Annotated in this window: 18 protein-coding genes and 1 pseudogene; 4 read left to right on the forward strand and 15 right to left on the reverse strand. The window is 42.3% G+C overall.

All coding sequences use genetic code 11. The annotated features are described in order from the left end of the window. Positions 1-14 precede the first annotated feature (14 nt). From AB4263_RS12240 to AB4263_RS12255, 4 genes are all read right to left on the reverse strand, one after another. Positions 15-1,181, reverse strand: a complete 1,167-nt coding sequence (locus tag AB4263_RS12240; protein ID WP_102332051.1) for a replication initiation protein — start codon at positions 1,179-1,181, stop codon at positions 15-17. Then, positions 1,178-1,495: a hypothetical protein gene (locus AB4263_RS12245; RefSeq protein WP_102332050.1), complete on the reverse strand. Its 318-nt coding sequence runs from the start codon at positions 1,493-1,495 to the stop codon at positions 1,178-1,180. Before AB4263_RS12245 ends, AB4263_RS12240 begins: the two co-directional genes overlap by 4 nt. A gap of 335 nt (positions 1,496-1,830) precedes the next feature. Beyond that, positions 1,831-2,379, reverse strand: a complete 549-nt coding sequence (locus AB4263_RS12250; protein ID WP_102332049.1) for a phage regulatory CII family protein — start codon at positions 2,377-2,379, stop codon at positions 1,831-1,833. A gap of 114 nt (positions 2,380-2,493) precedes the next feature. Beyond that, positions 2,494-2,706, reverse strand: a complete 213-nt coding sequence (locus AB4263_RS12255) for a hypothetical protein (RefSeq protein ID WP_029203682.1) — start codon at positions 2,704-2,706, stop codon at positions 2,494-2,496. Positions 2,707-2,797: 91 nt separating this feature from the next. On the opposite strand from AB4263_RS12255, the gene AB4263_RS12260 reads away from it, so the two are divergent. After that, positions 2,798-3,424 (forward strand): phage repressor protein CI, encoded by a 627-nt coding sequence (locus AB4263_RS12260; protein ID WP_102332048.1) that lies wholly within the window; start codon positions 2,798-2,800, stop codon positions 3,422-3,424. Positions 3,425-3,755: 331 nt separating this feature from the next. On the opposite strand, the gene AB4263_RS12265 is transcribed toward AB4263_RS12260, so the two are convergent. From AB4263_RS12265 to AB4263_RS12280, 4 genes are all read right to left on the reverse strand, one after another. Next, a complete protein-coding gene (locus AB4263_RS12265; protein WP_235612476.1) occupies positions 3,756-4,154 on the reverse strand; it encodes a hypothetical protein in 399 nt (132 codons plus the stop codon). A 516-nt stretch (positions 4,155-4,670) separates the two neighbouring features. Continuing rightward, on the reverse strand, positions 4,671-5,513 hold the full coding sequence (locus AB4263_RS12270; protein WP_102332047.1) for a hypothetical protein: 843 nt from the start codon (positions 5,511-5,513) through the stop codon (positions 4,671-4,673). Positions 5,514-5,956: 443 nt separating this feature from the next. Beyond that, positions 5,957-8,083: a P-loop NTPase fold protein gene (locus AB4263_RS12275; protein WP_102332046.1), complete on the reverse strand. Its 2,127-nt coding sequence runs from the start codon at positions 8,081-8,083 to the stop codon at positions 5,957-5,959. Between the two features lie 315 nt (positions 8,084-8,398). After that, positions 8,399-8,779, reverse strand: a complete 381-nt coding sequence (locus tag AB4263_RS12280; protein ID WP_102332045.1) for a hypothetical protein — start codon at positions 8,777-8,779, stop codon at positions 8,399-8,401. 133 nt (positions 8,780-8,912) lie between these two features. Between AB4263_RS12280 and AB4263_RS12285 the strand changes: the two genes are divergently transcribed. Next, positions 8,913-9,950: a tyrosine-type recombinase/integrase gene (locus AB4263_RS12285; RefSeq protein ID WP_102332073.1), complete on the forward strand. Its 1,038-nt coding sequence runs from the start codon at positions 8,913-8,915 to the stop codon at positions 9,948-9,950. A 111-nt stretch (positions 9,951-10,061) separates the two neighbouring features. Here the strand turns inward: AB4263_RS12285 and AB4263_RS12290 are convergent. The 3 genes and pseudogenes from AB4263_RS12290 to AB4263_RS12300 all read right to left on the reverse strand — a co-directional run. After that, positions 10,062-10,202, reverse strand: a pseudogene (locus AB4263_RS12290) (L-threonine 3-dehydrogenase); the annotation flags it as partial. Between the two features lie 139 nt (positions 10,203-10,341). Further along, positions 10,342-11,373, reverse strand: coding sequence for an L-threonine 3-dehydrogenase (gene tdh / locus AB4263_RS12295; protein WP_017059546.1), 1,032 nt, complete (start codon positions 11,371-11,373; stop codon positions 10,342-10,344). A 110-nt stretch (positions 11,374-11,483) separates the two neighbouring features. Further along, entirely contained in the window at positions 11,484-12,677 is a 1,194-nt protein-coding gene (locus AB4263_RS12300) for a glycine C-acetyltransferase (protein ID WP_102332044.1), read from the reverse strand. A 455-nt stretch (positions 12,678-13,132) separates the two neighbouring features. Here AB4263_RS12300 and AB4263_RS12305 point away from each other — a divergent pair, with 455 nt between their 5' ends. Together AB4263_RS12305 and AB4263_RS12310 are read left to right on the forward strand one after the other, a co-directional pair. Then, the gene (locus tag AB4263_RS12305; RefSeq protein ID WP_065584581.1) at positions 13,133-14,065 is read left to right on the forward strand and encodes a LysR family transcriptional regulator; all 933 of its coding nucleotides are present in this window, start codon (positions 13,133-13,135) and stop codon (positions 14,063-14,065) included. Continuing rightward, complete coding sequence (locus AB4263_RS12310; RefSeq protein ID WP_017069423.1) at positions 14,065-14,448, forward strand: VOC family protein; 384 nt, start codon at positions 14,065-14,067, stop codon at positions 14,446-14,448. The genes AB4263_RS12305 and AB4263_RS12310 overlap by 1 nt, the downstream gene beginning before the upstream one ends. 111 nt (positions 14,449-14,559) lie before the next feature. Here AB4263_RS12310 and AB4263_RS12315 read toward each other — a convergent pair whose 3' ends face one another. The 4 genes from AB4263_RS12315 to AB4263_RS12330 form a co-directional block, all read right to left on the reverse strand. Beyond that, the gene (locus AB4263_RS12315) at positions 14,560-16,095 is read right to left on the reverse strand and encodes a PepSY-associated TM helix domain-containing protein (protein ID WP_372098281.1); all 1,536 of its coding nucleotides are present in this window, start codon (positions 16,093-16,095) and stop codon (positions 14,560-14,562) included. A gap of 111 nt (positions 16,096-16,206) precedes the next feature. Beyond that, entirely contained in the window at positions 16,207-16,557 is a 351-nt protein-coding gene (locus AB4263_RS12320; RefSeq protein ID WP_017064798.1) for a hypothetical protein, read from the reverse strand. A gap of 301 nt (positions 16,558-16,858) precedes the next feature. After that, positions 16,859-17,254, reverse strand: coding sequence for a cytochrome b562 (locus tag AB4263_RS12325; protein ID WP_017059534.1), 396 nt, complete (start codon positions 17,252-17,254; stop codon positions 16,859-16,861). Between the two features lie 144 nt (positions 17,255-17,398). Further along, the gene (locus AB4263_RS12330; protein WP_017059533.1) at positions 17,399-18,145 is read right to left on the reverse strand and encodes a phosphatase; all 747 of its coding nucleotides are present in this window, start codon (positions 18,143-18,145) and stop codon (positions 17,399-17,401) included. Positions 18,146-18,224: the final 79 nt, after the last annotated feature.

The raw sequence follows: 18,224 nt of genomic DNA on the forward strand, positions 1-18,224 counted from the left end.
CATTATTCTTCAACTCAAGGAAAAGCTGACTCAAGCACCGCCTTCTTCTTCCCTACTTCATACTCCGCCCAGTATAACGTTATAGGGGCAGATATCTGATGAACAGCATAATCACCACGATGCTCTGGCCCATTTTGCCTATTTTCGGATAAAGCAGACTTGACCCATTCAAACAAATAGATGTAACGACTGACGGTCTGGCGACACAGGTCCGCATTACGCGCCACCAAACCAATGGTGAGCTCCTGATTTTTGCGTAACAAAACCTGACATGTGCGGATAATTCGGCGAGTGGTCTTCGTCCTACGAAGGTTATGGGTTCTTCTGGCCGCTCTACGCTGCTTTTCCTGCAGACTTAATCCACTATCCAACCTCATCACACCTCGTTGGCAGTCTGACCGAGCACAATATTTATCCCAGGTCCAACGGGAAACACTTTTCACCACCGCCAACACCTCACAGCACTTCAGAGGCGGCTTATCCGGGGTGCCGGTATTTTTATAATGAGCGAAACTCTCGACACGGCGTTTAAAGCTCGTATAACTGCCCTTTTCTCTTTCTTCGTCGACAATGTCATACGCGTATCGGCGAGTGTGTTCAAACAAAGTACAGTTTCGAGAATAAGAGACATCAGTATCTTGACGAAGCCATGGCCGCGTTGTCTCCAGCTCAAGAGAATCCGCTAACTCATTGAGTTCATAGACACTCCGATGGAGTTCGGTCGTCTGCCACCAAGGATGAAAGGGCGTTTTGGCAACAGGGCCTGAATAACTCAAGTCCGCCTCAAGTCGTAATGCTAAGGCGCGATAAATGGCTTTGAGGTACTGAATGGGTTTGGATCGTGCTTGATCGCTGGTGCAAACCGGCACAATAGCGTAAAAAAGGTGGGCTTTATTACTGGTGCGGTTTCGAACGATTAGATTAGGGGGTGGCAAGCCTTCATCTTGCCAAATATAGAGGTTGGGGACAGCTCGATGGTCATGATCGATGTCAAACACCATCCACGCCTGCATATCTTTACGATTAACCTGCATATACGGCCATCTGACCGCATAGTTTCGAGGTCTGATGAGCATCGCGGTTTTATTGTCACTGCACCTCGAAAAATAAGGCGCTTCCTCAAGTAGCCGACTCAAACACGAAATGGATGAAGACGCAGCGTATTCAGAGTGAGCCGTCATCTCATCACCCTCGGTGCACCTTGCCCATACTCACCTTTAGAAAAAACAAAGCAAGAGAGATTGTCTTGAGCGTTGAGCGCCGTTACTGAATCAGTCCTCTTGACTCTCTCTGACAAGATTTGAGAGCCAGTCAAAGCCATTCCTTTCGAGCTTTCGTAGCCGCCACGGGTGTCAATTTTTATCGAACGCCTTTTCGAAGGACAACAGACTGCATCACGCCACTCTTCTTTACCTTTTAAGACTAAATTGAAGACTGCTTCAATACTGGTTTGAATAACTTTACCCTGTACGACCGCAAACACATGATGATTCATAAAGTTGACCTCGGCTAAATAACGCTCACCTTCTGAGAAACCAATAACGCAACTCTGGAAAATTAAAATGCGTCAAAGCCAACGTTGTCTGATTCTTTGTATTCGCTTCTCAAGGCCGAATAAACGAATTCGCAGTCGTACTTGTTCAAACACATGGTTCGAACGCCTTAATTGGGTCATTAACCTCGCCTGCTCAACCCATAATGAAGAAAGTTGACGATCACATAACTCGCGTCGAATACGCCTGATATACCTAAGGCCTCTACGCTTATCTTCCTCCGTCAATCCATGACCAGACGTTTCAGGACATGACTTATCGCACGGAGTAATAGACATCATTGCTCCGAATTGATGTTTGAAACAAATAAACCATTAGCGTCTGCCGCCTCCTCTATGGCTTTAAGCAGACAACCACCTTGATTCAGTTTTTCCAGGCTCCTGATGAGTTTTACCTGAATGCTGATGCTGGTGTGCGCGGTATGAATAATCTTATGTTTTTGAGTGCGAGTTAGGCGATGATTTCCTGCATACTCCAACGCCATTCGAGACAATTCACCCGAATAGATCGAGTTCTCTAATGCGCTTTGAACAAAGGTGTCTTCCGTGCTATCAGATGTTATATGAGCGGTGACCACCCCCAACCCAAGAAGCAAGCTGTTTACGATGGTATGATTGCCACTCACTTTGGCGAGAGTGATGGCTTCAACACAACTCAGGACATGAGGCTGCTCAGGGTTAAGTTTATTCCGCAGCATGGTCGGACTCATCCCTATAACCTCTGCCAGCCTAGCCATATTCTCTGACCTAGCAAACACGCAACACGCCTCATTAAAGGCCCCTTGTTTTGTGCGAGAGAACTCGCCTATTGAGTCAGTTCCGTTCATAACCAATACTCACTTGAAGACAAACGAGACGACAACGAAACTCCAACCAAGAATGTTTAGCCCCAACGGACAAAAATCTTTGGACGAAATTATGAAAGATAAACACATGGCTACTTACCCCATTCTCTCCAACGTTTCACGCGTTGCCATTTCTAGCAACATGACCATATTGATGAGAGGGGTTTCTTTACCTTTTGCTTTAGTTTTAATAGGTAAGCGACCATCAGCGACCCAATCCATAATGGTGCGCTTCGGCATTCCAGAGAACTGAGAGTATTGATCGTACGTCATGAAAGGCGTATTTAGGACTACTTGATATGAGAGCATAATGATATCCTGTTTAGTCATTGAATGTTTAATTTCGGAATGACGAGTTGCACCCCACCATTCCGAACTCAATTGCGATTATTGATCACATATGAATAACAAGCAACTTAAAATAGACCAAATATCGTATTTGGGAGGTAGGGATATTATCAAGAAGTTGATAGATATCACGAATTCAGACCGCCAACAGGATGTAGCAGACGTATTTGGCATCCCAAAATCAACAATCGCGACTTGGCGACAGAGAAACCTTACTCCCTTTGAAATTGCAGTGAGGACTCATTTGAGCACTGGAGTCTCACTTGAATGGTTACTTCTCGATAAAGGCGAACCGTACCCTAAAACACCAACCCAAAAGCATATTAATAAGAAGAACGAATCGAAAACTCTTTTCGATATCGACTGTTTCTCTATTGACGACGGTAAATTGGTTGGGAAAGGGATACTTGCATTCGATAAAACTCTTCTAGACGAGTTAGATGTGAGTAATGTAATAGCAATCAAAGATGGAACTACTACGTTCCTTATAAATAAAGAATCTCACCAAGCAGTAAGCGGTACATACCTAGTTAATATGGACGGCCTACTCTCGCTAAACGACATCCAGCGCTTACCAGGCAAAAAACTAGCAATCAGCTTTAACGGTTCGATTCTAACCGTCGAAGAAGATGAAGTAAGGGTTGTAGGTAGAGTCGCGTTAGTAATGGAAAAGCGTTAACTGTTGCACTCACCTGTTTGAGAGCACTGCAGCTAATTTGATTAATAGCGTCACCGATACTTAACGAGCCTCTTATCAGCCTCCCCTCTTGGGGAGTGGCACTTGCAAAGAAAAAGGCTACCTTATGGCAGTCTTCTTCTTTGGCCCAGTATTGGTCGTTGTGCAATCTCTAAGTAGTTCTGAAACATTTTTGGACAGAAACGTGCTAGCACTTTTTCTAAATTAGCAAATTATCAATAAGTGCAGGGCGCACAATTTACTTATATAGAGGCTCGGGCTTGTTCAACACTTGGGATTTAACGTTGGCTACGCAACGCTTAATCCTTATTTGTTAGGGCTTGTAGCCATATATTCTCAACCCTACCTTGTCCATCTCTACTTCGAAACTCCCGAGCATATTTAAATGCTCTAATATTGGCGTTAAATCCTGCGTTTTGTATTGCGTTGGTGCATTTTTATATGGCTTAAACTCAACTCGATAAGGCAATAAAAGCCATTCAATACGCCTGAATTCAAAAGGACCATTCAAAGCGCCGCAGTCGCCTACGTAATTGTCACCAAGTTGTTCTAAATCGGGAACGAAGCCATTTCGGCATTGCTGTTCACCCACAAGTTTCCACGTACATTGTACCATTTTCAAACTTGAGTCATTAACAACCCCGAACAGTTTTCTCCATTTAGAATCGGACATGCACTTGTATGAAAATTTAGCGATATCTTTGTTTAACACCGTATTCTCCTAGAGCCCTAACGCTTATTAGACAACAAATTGTTGTCTTTCATCCTTAGGTGAGGCATTCATTTTCATATTAACTCAACTGACAATCAATACCTTATGCCACATAAAGGGGAGTTAGCGTACAAGATGTCACCTAGTAACGGAATGATGAGTTATCAGCTCAATCGAATAAGTTTTAGTAGGGTAAACGCACGCCCTCTTAATAGTGTAGAGTCTTTAATCTAAGTGATTTTGGGGCAGATCTGAGCTAGCACTTTTTAGAAAAGTGCCATAAGTAAAACTTTAGGTCTATGAAGTCTCTGCCATTCGGTGAGCTTACTCGCCTTGAGAAAAGCATCAAGGCCGCCAACCTTTAGAGCAGATTGCACAATTTACTTATATAGCAACTCGGGCTTGTTAAACATCTGGGATTTAACGTTGGCTACGCAACGCTAAATCCTTATTCGTTAACTGTATTATTTTTTGTCTCTAGGCGGGACACTTCCTAATACTGAACGTGTATCTGGCTTACTTGGTGGCGGCGGTGGTGGTGGGTTTTTCTTGTTCGACATTGTTCAAGTCCTCTTTAGCGTTTTGGTGGTTTACCATTTTCAATAATTTTTCTTGGTTTTGGAGCTGTTGGTGCATTTGGCGGAGGTGGTGTAACACCTGATTTTGAGTTTGTAGCCATTCTCTCTGATCCTCCTGGAAATTTTGGTTATTTGAGGCTGCCTGCTCTATGTTATGACTCAGTTTATCAACTTCTTCAACAAGCGAGCGATTATATATCAGGGTTTCTTTACGTGGTGATGATGTATCAAGGTCAAAGCTTACAAATAGCGCGCTCGCTATTAAAAAAGGAATAGCTGAAACTAAAAGCCACCTAATAGAGTTGTGGGTGTGTGCGAACCTAGAATCATTCACTTTGGTATTGTGAGAAGAACAATCTCTCAATTGTTCATAGATGAATTGTGAAACCATGTCATCTACATCGACTATCGGCTGCTTATTATCGGGATATTGTTCATTATATTCGAAAATCGAAGACGCGTACTTTTGCACCTCTAGGCGATAATTATCCGTTTCTAATGGACTCGACATTCCTTTGTATTCACTTCCCCAAAAAGCAATAACCAAATGTCGAACACCGATTAGAGAAATAAAACCACTTACAATTGTTAACGCTGCGAATGTTGTTGCCACCTCCTTATATGAGGTGAAATCAAGCATTCTTAACATGTAACTGGCGATTGAATACCCAGTAAAAAATAGAGCAAAAGTTATTTGAATACGGGTAAATATTTTTTCGCGTGTTTCCATTTCATGAAAGTAAATTTTTTCATAAAACGAAAACAGTTTTTCTCTATCCACGAAACCTCCTATACAGTCAGCGCTTTATCGACGGACTTTTTCTGTAATTATATGCAACCAATCATAACGCTAATGATACTCACGCTCAATCTAATGCCCGTATTGCCTTGCGCCTAGGATGTGAACTTCAGAACTTGCCGAAGTAAGTTCTCAATTGATTCCAGCGATATTGAGCAATATGATTTTCAACAAATTCATGCCTCAAGTACGCATGGTCTAATCCTGATGAATTGGATTAGATTTGATAGGGGAAATACACGCCGTTAAAATATATAGAGTATTAACTCTGAACGATCTTGGGGCATTTTCGAGCTAGAGAATGACAAATATTAAGATTCAGATTCAGATTCAGATTCAGACATTTTGGACAAAAATGAGCTAGATTAGAAGCTCTAGCTCGGTTGGTTAAGATGAGGGAAGTGAGATCTTGAACTCTTGTGTAGCTAATCTATAACTACCTCACCGTCAGCTAAGTAGTGTGCTTTTCCATCAACAATTGAACGTGCAATGACGATATCTTCTCGAGACAATTCACTTTCTTTCACAGTCTGAGATTCTTTTTTGAGCCTATCTAAGTTGAGTACACTACATGCTTTATCTAGATTTACCGAGAGATAATGGCCTTTCACACTATCTGAACCAATCTGCCCTAAAAGGAACCAGCCAACTCTGAAGACATTGTCTTGGCCTATTTCCTTAATAATACTTAGTGCTGCATCCTCATCATAACGCCACAATGGTTTAATTACTTGATATTCCAAAGCTTTTGATTGAAATACATCATCAAGTAAAACTGCGCGAGCTTTAGGAATATATTCTTTAATCATTTTGTTAATTGTTTCTTCATCTAGCCAAGGAGGTTCATAATTTCTTTCATTATATTGAGCTTTAAGCAGAACGATTGAACTAGCTACAAACGGTAACAGAACACACTCTTGCATGACTGAGCAAACAAAAGCTTCTCTGTTCTCTGATTCGCGTAAAGTTCGGTTGAGTAACCTACAGATATTGCCGTAAAGATTGCTCTCAGCAAATAGCCCTGAGTGTAAAATACCAAACCCATCAAGTAGATCTTCTGACAACAATGTGTCCACAATAACTCGAATTAATAGGAGAAGTTCATCATCATTAAACTTTCTTCTGTCCAAAAACATTTCGAATAACTCAAGAAACCTTTTGATAGCTCCATTGGAGATTGCGCTTTCAAGAATATCAATACGTTGACCAGAGCTTTCAATAAAAGTTGCCACATCTTGGTCTGAAACCGAGCCTCTTGGTGTACTAATATGGAGCGCTGTAGAGAGTCTACTGATATGATCCACTCTTCCTGAAGCATCAGCGTCATAAACTTCGTAAGTTTGGTAGCTTTTTGAATCTAGCGAAGGGAAAATTTCCTTCAGTAAGTCTTCATATACGTTGTTTTCATTAATCAAAAGTGCATTATAGATACTAAGGCGTTGCTGCTTACAAAGGTCTGCCGCTTTTTCCTTGTCAAGTGACCCATAATCAAAATAGCCAGAGTTGCGTTTACCTGCATACAGAGCTGGATTTGACTTTATATGGCTATATATCTTGTGGGCTTTTGTTGCGACAACTGATAAAACAAAGAGATCAGTGACACACACTTGATTTTGAACAAGGTTGTAGACGAATTTAAAGTGGTTAAACACTCTCTTAACGTCACGCGGGCTGGTGATTATGTATCGTAGATATCGTTGATAAATATATGCTAATCGATTCTGTTCGTCTTGGTAGTGGGCAAGAGAGAAGTTATCTCCCATCATATCAAAATGTCTATCTACAAGCGCATCTAGATCTTTACTTGTGATTGTTGGTAGTGGAATCCTCAACTGCACAATCTTGTCTATATACTCATTTGCATTGTCGATATTATTAGAAGCCAATACCGACTCTAGGTAATTAGGTTCAAATGCTAAAATGAACGCTGTTCTAGGAAAGTCAGCCACAGCTTTTACCAGACGAAGAACTTGAAAGCACTCCTTAGGAGTTAAACGATCTATGTCATCGATAATGACCACGATTGGCCTATCAATTTTTCTTAAGCTTTCTTCTACTCGTGCCTTTTTACCTGCAATATCTAATTCCTTTAAGTCACTAAGCGATTGTGTTGCATCTCCGACACCCTTGAATACGTTTTCGACTAAACTGCCCCACGGCTCCACACCAGGAACCAATTTAGCTACGCTAAACAACTTAGAATAAGAAAGAAGTTCTTCAGCTACTCGCTTTCCTTCTTCTGCATGATCTGCAAGGCCCAATTGAGAAGTAAACTGAATTAAAAAATCCTGAAGTAACGACTCGGATTGACCGTTCGCCCAAGCGTTGTATTGAACTAAAACAGGGGGAAAATCCATTTGACTAAAGACTTCCTGCACCATGTTCAATATTGAGGTCTTTCCTTGTCCCCACTTCCCTTCCAGAGAAACCGTCAAACATGGAGCATCGGCTTCAAGAACTAAAAGGCTAGCTATTTCTTTTGCAAAATGTTGTCTATTTAGTTTATCTTCGCATTCAGACGCAATAGGTTGGTCATTGTTATAACTAGTCATATATCACACAAAATAAGGAGTATAAGAGCTTTAATATCTCATTAAAGCAATTATCAAGTTTTCGATAAAAAGTTCAGTGACTGGATATGCATATCCAGAACTAAGCAGCTCAACATAGTAACATGCACAACCAAGTACATAAGTATGCGTGAGAAAAATTAGAGCAAACAGATTACAAAATAAATGTTACGAGCAATTACTCTAAACAAGTTTGGGGCAAAAATGAGCTAGCCAACTTGCTAATTTAGAAGATCAAGCCGACAGTACGGACTGTAAGTTTCTGGTCTAACTGATTTATAAATTATCACCTCTACATTAAAACAACCCAAACACATTGTTTTTCCCATCTTGTTCAAGACCTTTAATCTGATGGTGTTTTGGCTCTCCACCAAACAATAAAATATACAACTTCCGGTCTTGATACGTCCCCACTACATAGTGGTCTTTTTGTATCACGTACTCGATAGTTTCGGCTTCCTCATCGGTGCACAGATATTTAATATCAACTAGCTTCACCCATTTCAAACCGATCACGTTCTCTGCTTCTATAAACCCACCAAATGGCGCAGTAAAACGGTTACCTAGCTTCAAAACTGCATCAATCATCCCTTGGTTCTTCTTACTTACCCCAATTGGACCATCACTGTTAATTTTGAAGTGACTGTATCCAGCAGTCACATGAATTGATTGATACATAGCAATAACCTATTAGCTTTCTTAGCACTTTGAGATAGGAGCCTAACCTGTGCTTTTTGTCCGATATAAAACATTGTTCTACGTTCTAGCCCCAATTATACTGTTTTTATATACAGTAATTTTAGGCTTTATTATGTCTATCCGCAATTTAAAAGATGGTTCTACTAAATCTTGGCTCTGCGAATGTTACCCGAATGGGCGAACGGGGAAGCGTGTTCGTAAAAAGTTTACGACTAAGGGCGAAGCAAAGGCTTTTGAGCTTCACACTATGAAGGAGATTGACGATAAGCCATGGATGGGAAGTAAACCCGATCACCGTAGAATGAGCGAACTGTTAGACACTTGGTGGACCATACACGGTCATACGTTGAAATCGGGTAAACAAGCTCGGGATCTAATAGCCAAGACAATTGAAGAATTAGGAAATCCAATTGCCTCCCACTTTAAAGAACGAGACTACTTAGACTATCGTGCAGCGCGAATACCCTACCGTGGCAAAAATAAATCTATTAAGATTTCACCAACAACACATAACACGGAATTGATTTATCTAAAGGGAATGTTCAAGAAACTAATTAAGTACAATCAATGGAAATACCCCAATCCACTTGAAGCTATCGAAACAATCAAAACAAGTGAGAAGAACCTAGCATATCTAACCAAGCCACAAATTGAAGAGTTCTTAGTTAACCTGAAAAATTGCAATCGAGTCATTACAGTCTCAATTCCACAGCTCATTGTAATCTCTAAGATTTGCTTAGCCACCGGTGCCCGTATAAGTGAAGCTCTAACTCTTACCCGTTCACAGGTAGCTGAATTTAAACTGACTTACACCGAGACAAAAGGTAAGAGAAATCGAAGTGTGCCCATCTCACCTGCTTTATATCAAGAGATCTTAGATATCGCGGTGAGCAACCATGAAATTTTCAACACTACTTACAAGGATGCCTGGCGCTACATTAAAAGGGCTCTACCTGGCCACGTTCCGAGTGGACAAGCGACGCATGTTTTACGGCATACTTTTGCTTCGCATTTTATGATGAACAAAGGGGATATTTTGGTGTTACAGCGTATTCTTGGACACACTAAAATTGAGCAAACAATGGCGTATTCACATTTTGCACCAGAACATTTGATACAAGCGGTACACCTCAACCCATTAGAAAATTAATGGCGACAAAATGGCGACACACACTGTAATCGACCGTTATTTAGCGGTTTTATTAGTCAAAAAGGCGACAGTTTTCACTGTCGCCTTTTACTATTTAGAGCCTGAGTTTATCTATTCCCAATCAAGAATAACCTTGCCAGAAAGCCCACTACGCATAGCATCGAAGCCTGCTTGGAAATCATCAATTTTAAAGTGATGAGTAATGATTGGTGACAGGTCTAACCCTGACTGAATCAAACTTGCCACTATATACAAAAACAAAAATAACCATTAAATATCAATAGATTAAATTTATCACCAATTAAAAATGGCTACAGAATGGCTACAGAATGGCGACAAAAAAGGCAACAGTTTTACCTGTTGCCTTCTGATATTCAAAACCGGTAGTAACCTACTCCCAGTCTAAAATCACCTTACCAGACATACCAGATCGCATCATGTCGAAGCCTTTCTGGAAGTCGTCCACTTTGTAATGGTGAGTAATAATTGGTGTTAGATCTAGGCCAGATTGAATCAAAGAAGCCATCTTGTACCAAGTTTCGAACATCTCACGACCGTAGATACCTTTGATAACCAAGCCTTTAAAGATGACTTGGTTCCAGTCTACTGCCATGTCTGATGGTGGAATACCTAGTAGAGAGATCTTACCGCCGTGGTTCATGTTAGTTAGCATGCTATTGAACGCAGATGGGTTACCAGACATTTCTAGGCCTACATCGAAGCCTTCAGTCATGCCAAGATCAGACATTACGTCTTCAAGCTTCTCTTCCATCACGTTTACTGCGCGAGTCACACCCATTTTCTTAGCAAGATCTAGGCGGTACTCGTTTACATCAGTGATTACAACGTGACGAGCACCAACGTGCTTAGCAACAGCTGCAGCCATGATACCGATTGGGCCAGCACCAGTAATTAGCACGTCTTCGCCAACTAGGTCGAAAGAAAGTGCTGTGTGTACTGCGTTACCAAACGGGTCAAAGATTGAAGCTAGATCGTCAGAGATTTCTGCAGGGATCTTAAATGCGTTGAACGCAGGAATCACAAGGAACTCAGAGAACGCACCAGTGCGGTTAACACCAACACCTGTTGTGTTACGACAAAGGTGAGTACGGCCGCCACGACAGTTACGACAGTGACCACATGTGATGTGACCTTCGCCAGATACACGGTCGCCGATTTCAAAACCACGAACTTCTTGGCCAATGCCAACAACTTCACCCACGTATTCGTGACCTACTACCATAGGTACTGGGATTGTGTTTTGTGACCACTCATCCCAGTTGTAGATATGTACGTCAGTACCACAAATTGCGGTTTTCTTAATACGAATAAGAAGATCATTATGACCCATTTCAGGTTTTTCAACCTCGGTCATCCAAATGCCTTCTTCAGGCTTTAGCTTAGAAAGTGCTTTAATTTTCATAATGTTACCTAGTTCATCTCGCCTAACTGTAAGGCGAGAATCAAAAATCTATATATTCTACTGGGTGTTGCTCTATCTAATTAAAGGATGCTCGTGGCATCCCTTTAAAATTAGATGATACCCATGTCTTTACCAACTTGAATGAACGCATCGATTGCGCGGTCTAGTTGCTCACGAGAGTGTGCAGCAGACATTTGCGTACGGATACGAGCTTGACCTTTTGGTACTACAGGGAAAGAGAAACCTACAACGTAGATGCCTTTCTCTAGTGCGCGCTCTGCGAACTCAGCCGCTACTTTTGCATCACCAAGCATGATTGGGATGATTGCATGGTCAGCACCACCCATAGTGAAGCCCGCTTCTTCCATGCGAGTACGGAAGTGAGCAGAGTTTTCCCATAGTTGAGTACGTAGGTCGCCAGATTCCGCTAGAAGATCTAAAACGCGGATAGACGCAGATACGATTGCAGGTGCAACAGAGTTAGAGAATAGGTATGGACGAGAACGCTGACGTAGCCAGTCGATCACTTCTTTCTTACCAGAAGTGTAACCGCCTGAAGCGCCACCCATTGCTTTACCTAGCGTACCAGTGATGATATCGATACGGTGTACAACGTTGTGGAACTCGTGAGTGCCCGCGCCGTTTTCGCCCATGAAGCCCACTGCGTGAGAGTCATCAACCATTACTAGTGCGTCGTACTTGTCTGCAAGGTCACAGATAGCAGGAAGGTTAGCCACTACGCCGTCCATTGAGAACACACCGTCAGTTACGATTAGTGTGTGACGAGCGCCAGCTTCTTTAGCAGCGATAAGTTGCTGCTCTAGCTCTTCCATGTTGTTGTTCGAGTAACGGAAACGCATTGCTTTACACAGACGAACGCCATCGATAATAGATGCGTGGTTTAGTGCGTCAGAGATGATTGCGTCTTCTTTACCTAGAATTGTTTCGAACAAACCAGCGTTTGCATCAAAACAAGATGTGTAAAGGATAGTGTCTTCTTTACCTAGGAACGTAGAAAGCTTTTGCTCTAGTTCTTTGTGAGAATCTTGAGTACCACAAATGAAACGTACTGAAGCCATACCAAAACCGTGCTGATCCATACCATCTTTAGCTGCTTCGATAAGAGCTGGGTGGTTAGCAAGACCTAAGTAGTTGTTTGCACAGAAGTTTAGTACTTCTTCACCAGTCGAGATAGAAACCGCTGCTTTTTGTGCAGAAGTAATAATGCGCTCAGACTTGTAAAGACCTTCTTCTTTAACTTCTTCGATTTGAGTTTGAATCTGTTGGTAAAATGCAGAAGACATTGTCTCATTCCTTCCTAGTTATAATTTAGCAGCATCGCGCGCCGCTTTATGTAGGGATGTAAACGATCTCAACACGATCATTTACACTGTAAAACTTATGCCTATATTCTAGTTGAACATCCCCGTTCCGATTATCCCTTTAGTTGGAAAAACATTAATGAACCACAGGCACTAATAATAGTTCATCCCAGTGACATAGGGCACATTAACGCCCTTCACCTGCTTTTTTAAACGCCAAATTAGCTATAATTTCCGTCTAATTTCGCTTTCATATCAAATCTCAATTTTTCATCTCAGAATGCGCAGCAGCAACGCCGCTATACAGATGAGCTTCAAACACAACAACCTATCAGAGCAATCACGTCAATCAATTAATGAAATTGATTCACAAATCAAAGTAAATCGCTCACAATTACCATTAAGTTCATCGTTGAAACTAGCTTAACTGGATACTTATGATTAACCCAAAACTCATCGCCCTGCTTCCGGATCTCGCCTCGTTCATTTTGGTGGTTAACGAAGGTAGTTTTACGGCTGCAGCAAAACAGTTAGGCGTGACACCATCAGCCTTGAGTAAGCTCATCACCCGCTTGGAAAAAGCGCTATCGGTGAAACTGTTTGAGCGTACCACTCGTACCCTTATCATTACGCAAGCGGGTCAATTGGTTTATGATCAGAGTGTGGTGATGATCAACGCAGCGCAACAAGCCGTTGAACTGTCTACCTCCGACCATACCGAACCTGCAGGCTCGATAACGGTAGCGGCGCCTGAAGCCTTCTTGAATTCGGTATTGCAGCCTTTCGTTGTTCCATTCTTAAATCAGTATCCAGAAATCCAACTTAAATTGAGAGCGGCTGACGGCGACATCGATATTTTACGTCAAGGCATCGACATTGCTTTCCGCCTGACTGATAAGCCCGACGAAAGCTTAGTATTGAAAGAGTTAGGAAAAACAAACCTCGTGTTGTGTGCAAGCCCTGACTATTTAGATGCCAAGGGGATTCCTCACCACCCTACCGAGCTGTCTGAACACGACTGTTTGTATCTTGCAGAGACAGACAAAGATCACATTTGGGATTTTCTTAAAGATGATGAATTTCACACGGTACCCGTCAGTGGGCGTTACGCAGTTAACCATTCGCAAATGCGACTAAAAGGTGTGAAAGAAGGTCTAGGTGTAGGTATTTTCCATGACTTCGTGATTCAAGATGCGTTGGCTGAAGGCTCCGTGGTACAAGTGTTGGAAGATTGGACCATCAAGAGTAACTACCATGGTGCTATCGCGATGCAATTTGCTCAAACCAAGTATATGCCCGCACGACTGCGTGTATTCATTGATTACGCCATGAAGCACTTAGGTGACAAGTTGGCAGGAGAAATAAACTGATGCTGAAAGGAATACACCACGCGGCCATAATCTGTTCAAACTACGACGCGTCGAAACACTTTTACACTGAGATTTTGAAACTTGAGATAATTGCCGAAAACTATCGTGAGGCTCGCCAGTCGTACAAACTTGATTTAGCGCTACCTAATGGTGCTCAAATAGAACTATTCAGCTTCCCTAACGCGCCAGAAAGGCCTAGCTTTCCTGAAGCTCAAGGACTAAGACACTTAGCTTTTTGTGTTGATGACGTTCAACAAATCAAAAGCTATTTGGAAGAACAAAGAATCGAAGTCGAACAGATCCGAATTGATGAATTTACAGGTAAAGCATTTACTTTTTTTGCCGATCCTGACGGGCTTCCGTTAGAGCTTTATGAAATCTAGAGCTTTATCAAATATAGAGCTGTACAAGTCTAACGTCTTCTTAATAAACAGAGCATGTCATCTGAATAATGAAACTGACCTCCTCAAAAAGGAGGTCAGTTTGTATATCAATTAACTCAATGCCGTCTTGAATTTCTCAACGCGTGAAAATAGTAACCAATCCAGCAGCATTGCTGTCACGATCGTCGCTCCCGCCAGTGGAAACAGTACTGAAATAACTATCACGATCACTAAACCTGTCTTCCAAAGCCCTGCATCGCCAAACTTCGGTGGCGTGCCAAGCTTTCTTTGACCTGAAGGTCTACGTATCCACCACATCACACCGCCAGTCACGGACACAACAATGAACGCCAAACAAAACAAAGCATTTAGAAGCTTGTTAATGATGCTGATGTCACCTTGATGCAATGAAATACCTACCGCTAACGTTTTGGCAATGAAGTTATAATCTTGCCATGTCACCTCACCCAGAATACGACCTGAGTATTGGTCGAGGTGCGTAGTACGATCCTGCGTTGGATCGATGATGTCACCGCCCATAGTGTTGGCTGTGACCGTGTAAACACCTGTTTCTGAACGCGGGAAATTCACCTTGTATTGAGTGAAACCAAGTGAGTATGCTTTTTCAGTAACGTCATCAATGTCGAAGTTGCTTGCTGACAACACATGTTGAGAGTGATCTTCACCCATCTTAGAGTGATCATGAGGTTCCGTCGCCTCTTCCACATGATGAACGTGTTCTGCTGGCTTATCTTGAGACAAAGGCAATAGTGTTTGCTCCAAGTTCCAAGGTAGCTCTTCTTCTGAGCCATGGTTGAGGGAAGCGTGCGTCTTATCAGACAACGGAATATCGTCCCACATTTGAGCAGGGAAAGTGCTCCATGCTTGAACAAGCTTACCGCCCCAAAAACCTGTCCATGCCAATCCAGACAGAATAAACAACAACAGAACGAGCGATAACACACCTCCAATGTTCGCATGCAGATCACGCATTAAAATACGCGTTCCTGAACCAAATCGAAGCTTAAGAAAACCAGCGCGGCTCGCGTTATCTCTAGGTAACCATAAGTAAATACCACTGATGAGCAACAGAATAGACAAGCTTATTGCGACTTCAATTAGATAATCACCCCAATCACCAATCAACAAAGTGCCGTGAATGTCATTCGCGAGTTGGTACAGGCTGTCGCTACGCGGAATCTCTCCGACCACTTCGCCCGTATATTGATTTACCGTGGCGAAGACCGATGTGCCGTCTACAAGTGCTACCGAAAAGCGGTTAGCCAGATCAGGAGCTTTGCTCGGAACAAACTGGGTAACCGAACCTTGTGGGTATTGAAGTTGTACTGCAGCTAACTGTTGTGACACTTTAATCGGCTCGCCCGATGCAACAATCTCTAGGGCTTCGTGGTGGAAAGTCAATTCGATTTCATCATCAAACAGCATCACCAAACCTGTAATGCTCAGCATTAACATAAACGGGATAACAAATAGCCCAGCATAGAAGTGCCAGCGCCATGTGAGGAAATAGAGGGTTTTATTGCGGTCTTTGCTTTTTATATTGGTTTCCGAACCGGTTGTTGCACTGCTTTTAGACTGCGAAGTTGCTTGTGCTTTCGCAGGGGTTTGAGATTCATTTCTCAACATTATAATTTCCTTTGACACACGCAAACATACCTTCTGAAAAATCAGAAAGTAATCTGAGCATGTTTAACTTTACTTAATACTTTATTTTTTAATTATTTTAATGGGTTAGGTTTAAGCAATAACAAAGGGAGGGCCGCGCGGGGCTTGCCTCGTGTAGCGTTCGCTTAGAGCCAAAAAAGCGTAGCTGTCGGAGACAATAGAACTCAGTCGAGTTGTCAGTAGTGTAGTGGGAAGTTCATCTTGGTGAAACGTGGAAAAATGGCTAAACGGACACGGCTTTCCTTTATGAGTATTAGGTTCGCCTTCTTCGATTTGAACCAATTCAAAGCCATTGACCGTACATAACGACGCCCATACTCCCGCACTATTACCATGAGCATTGATAACAGGCATTAATGTCACTAGCGCCCAGCTTAATGCTGTTGCAAGTAACATGAAGAAGTTGAACGAGGTTCGGCGCATTATTCCAAGTCTTTATAAATTTCCCTTATTATGAGGGACTTGGAATATAGGTAAACGTAAAGATTAACAGCAAGTTAAAAAATTGAAGCTAACGCACACTCTTTTTCGTTAAATACTGGTTACAACACTAAAACTAAGAAAGTAATACTCATCTCTTTGCAGCAGGCTTTCGATAAAAGAGACAATAAAAACGCCGCCTTACACCTTCCTCGAAAGAGGGTAATGTAAGGCGGCGTTTTAGAAATCGAATCTTGAGGTTTGCTCTTTGTTACCTATCTAGCAAACGTTCATGATTAACGAATTAACCGAAGATCTTGCTCCAGATGCTTGGGTTACGCTTCTCATGGTACTCTTCACGAAGGCCATCAATAGTACGAAGTTCTTGCTGTGCCGACGCTAAGTCACCTTGGTCTAGCTTCTGCTCAATGCTATCCAGTGATGCACTGATCTTTTTGAAGCCTTCCATGAAGTTGTCTTCTTTCTCGACTGGGTAAACACCCGTTTTCAGCTCTGCCACTAGCGTATCTAAACGAACGATAGGCTTTTGCATCTCTTCAATGCTTTGAGCTTCTGCCGCTTGTTTGAACGCAAGCTTCATTTCTTGCATGTTTTTCTTAAGGTCTACATTAGCAAATGCGTTGCCAGACAATACTGAAGCAGCGATTAAGCCAGATAAAAGGATTGAGCGAGTTTTCATTGTTTCTCCAAGTGAAGCGGTGTCTTTGAAGTTAGAGCCGTCATTACTGTGGCACTTCGACTTTATTATTTTCGGCTAGTGTATACAAAAATCTTTCAGGCACAAAAATTGATTGTGTCGAAATGCAAACCCGCCGACATTCTCTTAAACAAGATCTGAATATTCTGGGATTTCATTACGACCGCGCAAGGCCAAAAAGGCTAGGAACTGCTTTGGCGAATGGGTAATCACTTTACTCGAATCTACGCCCACTTCATCTAACAATGCTGCGACTAAGTCTAAGCCACCGACATCTAAACAGAAATGCGCATCGCTGCCTGTTGTAATAAATGCACCCTTCGCTTTCGCTATTCTTGCAATCTCATAGCAGCGGTCAACACTGCCAACTCGGCTATTGCCTTTGAGTGTGGTGTTGTTGATCTCAATCGCCACGTTGTTCTCAACCGCACATTGAATAACGGCTTCGAAATCGAAATCAAAATTAGGATTGCCTAAGTGACCAAGCGCATCAATTCGACCGCCCTTAATCACATTCAACAATGCTTCTGTATGGGTAGCGACATCCGATGGGCGAAATACTGGCTCATGAAAACTCGCGATCACCCAATCCAAGTTCTTATCCACACTCGGATGAATGTCGATTTCACCCTGTGTGTTCATGATGTTTGACTCAACACCTCGAATAATTGCGACATCTTCAATAAAACGAGGGAGCACACGCTGATTGCTGAAGAACCAATAGTGTGGCGCGCCCGGCATTGATTCTGAATGATCAGTAGTACAAAACATGGCTAAACCATTTTGCTTTGCCGACTTGGCGTTTTCGATCAATGTGCTGTAAGCATGACCACTTGCGTATGTGTGGGTGTGAGTATCTACTTTGAGTTCCATGAATCAATGCCCTCTTCGCTCGGTCAAAATACGTTTTTCAGAAAGTAACTCTGAATCTCTTTCAGGAAAAGAATACTTC

This window comes from Vibrio sp. 10N.261.55.C5 (genome assembly GCF_041470505.1).
Taxonomy (GTDB): Bacteria; Pseudomonadota; Gammaproteobacteria; order Enterobacterales; family Vibrionaceae; genus Vibrio; species Vibrio crassostreae_C.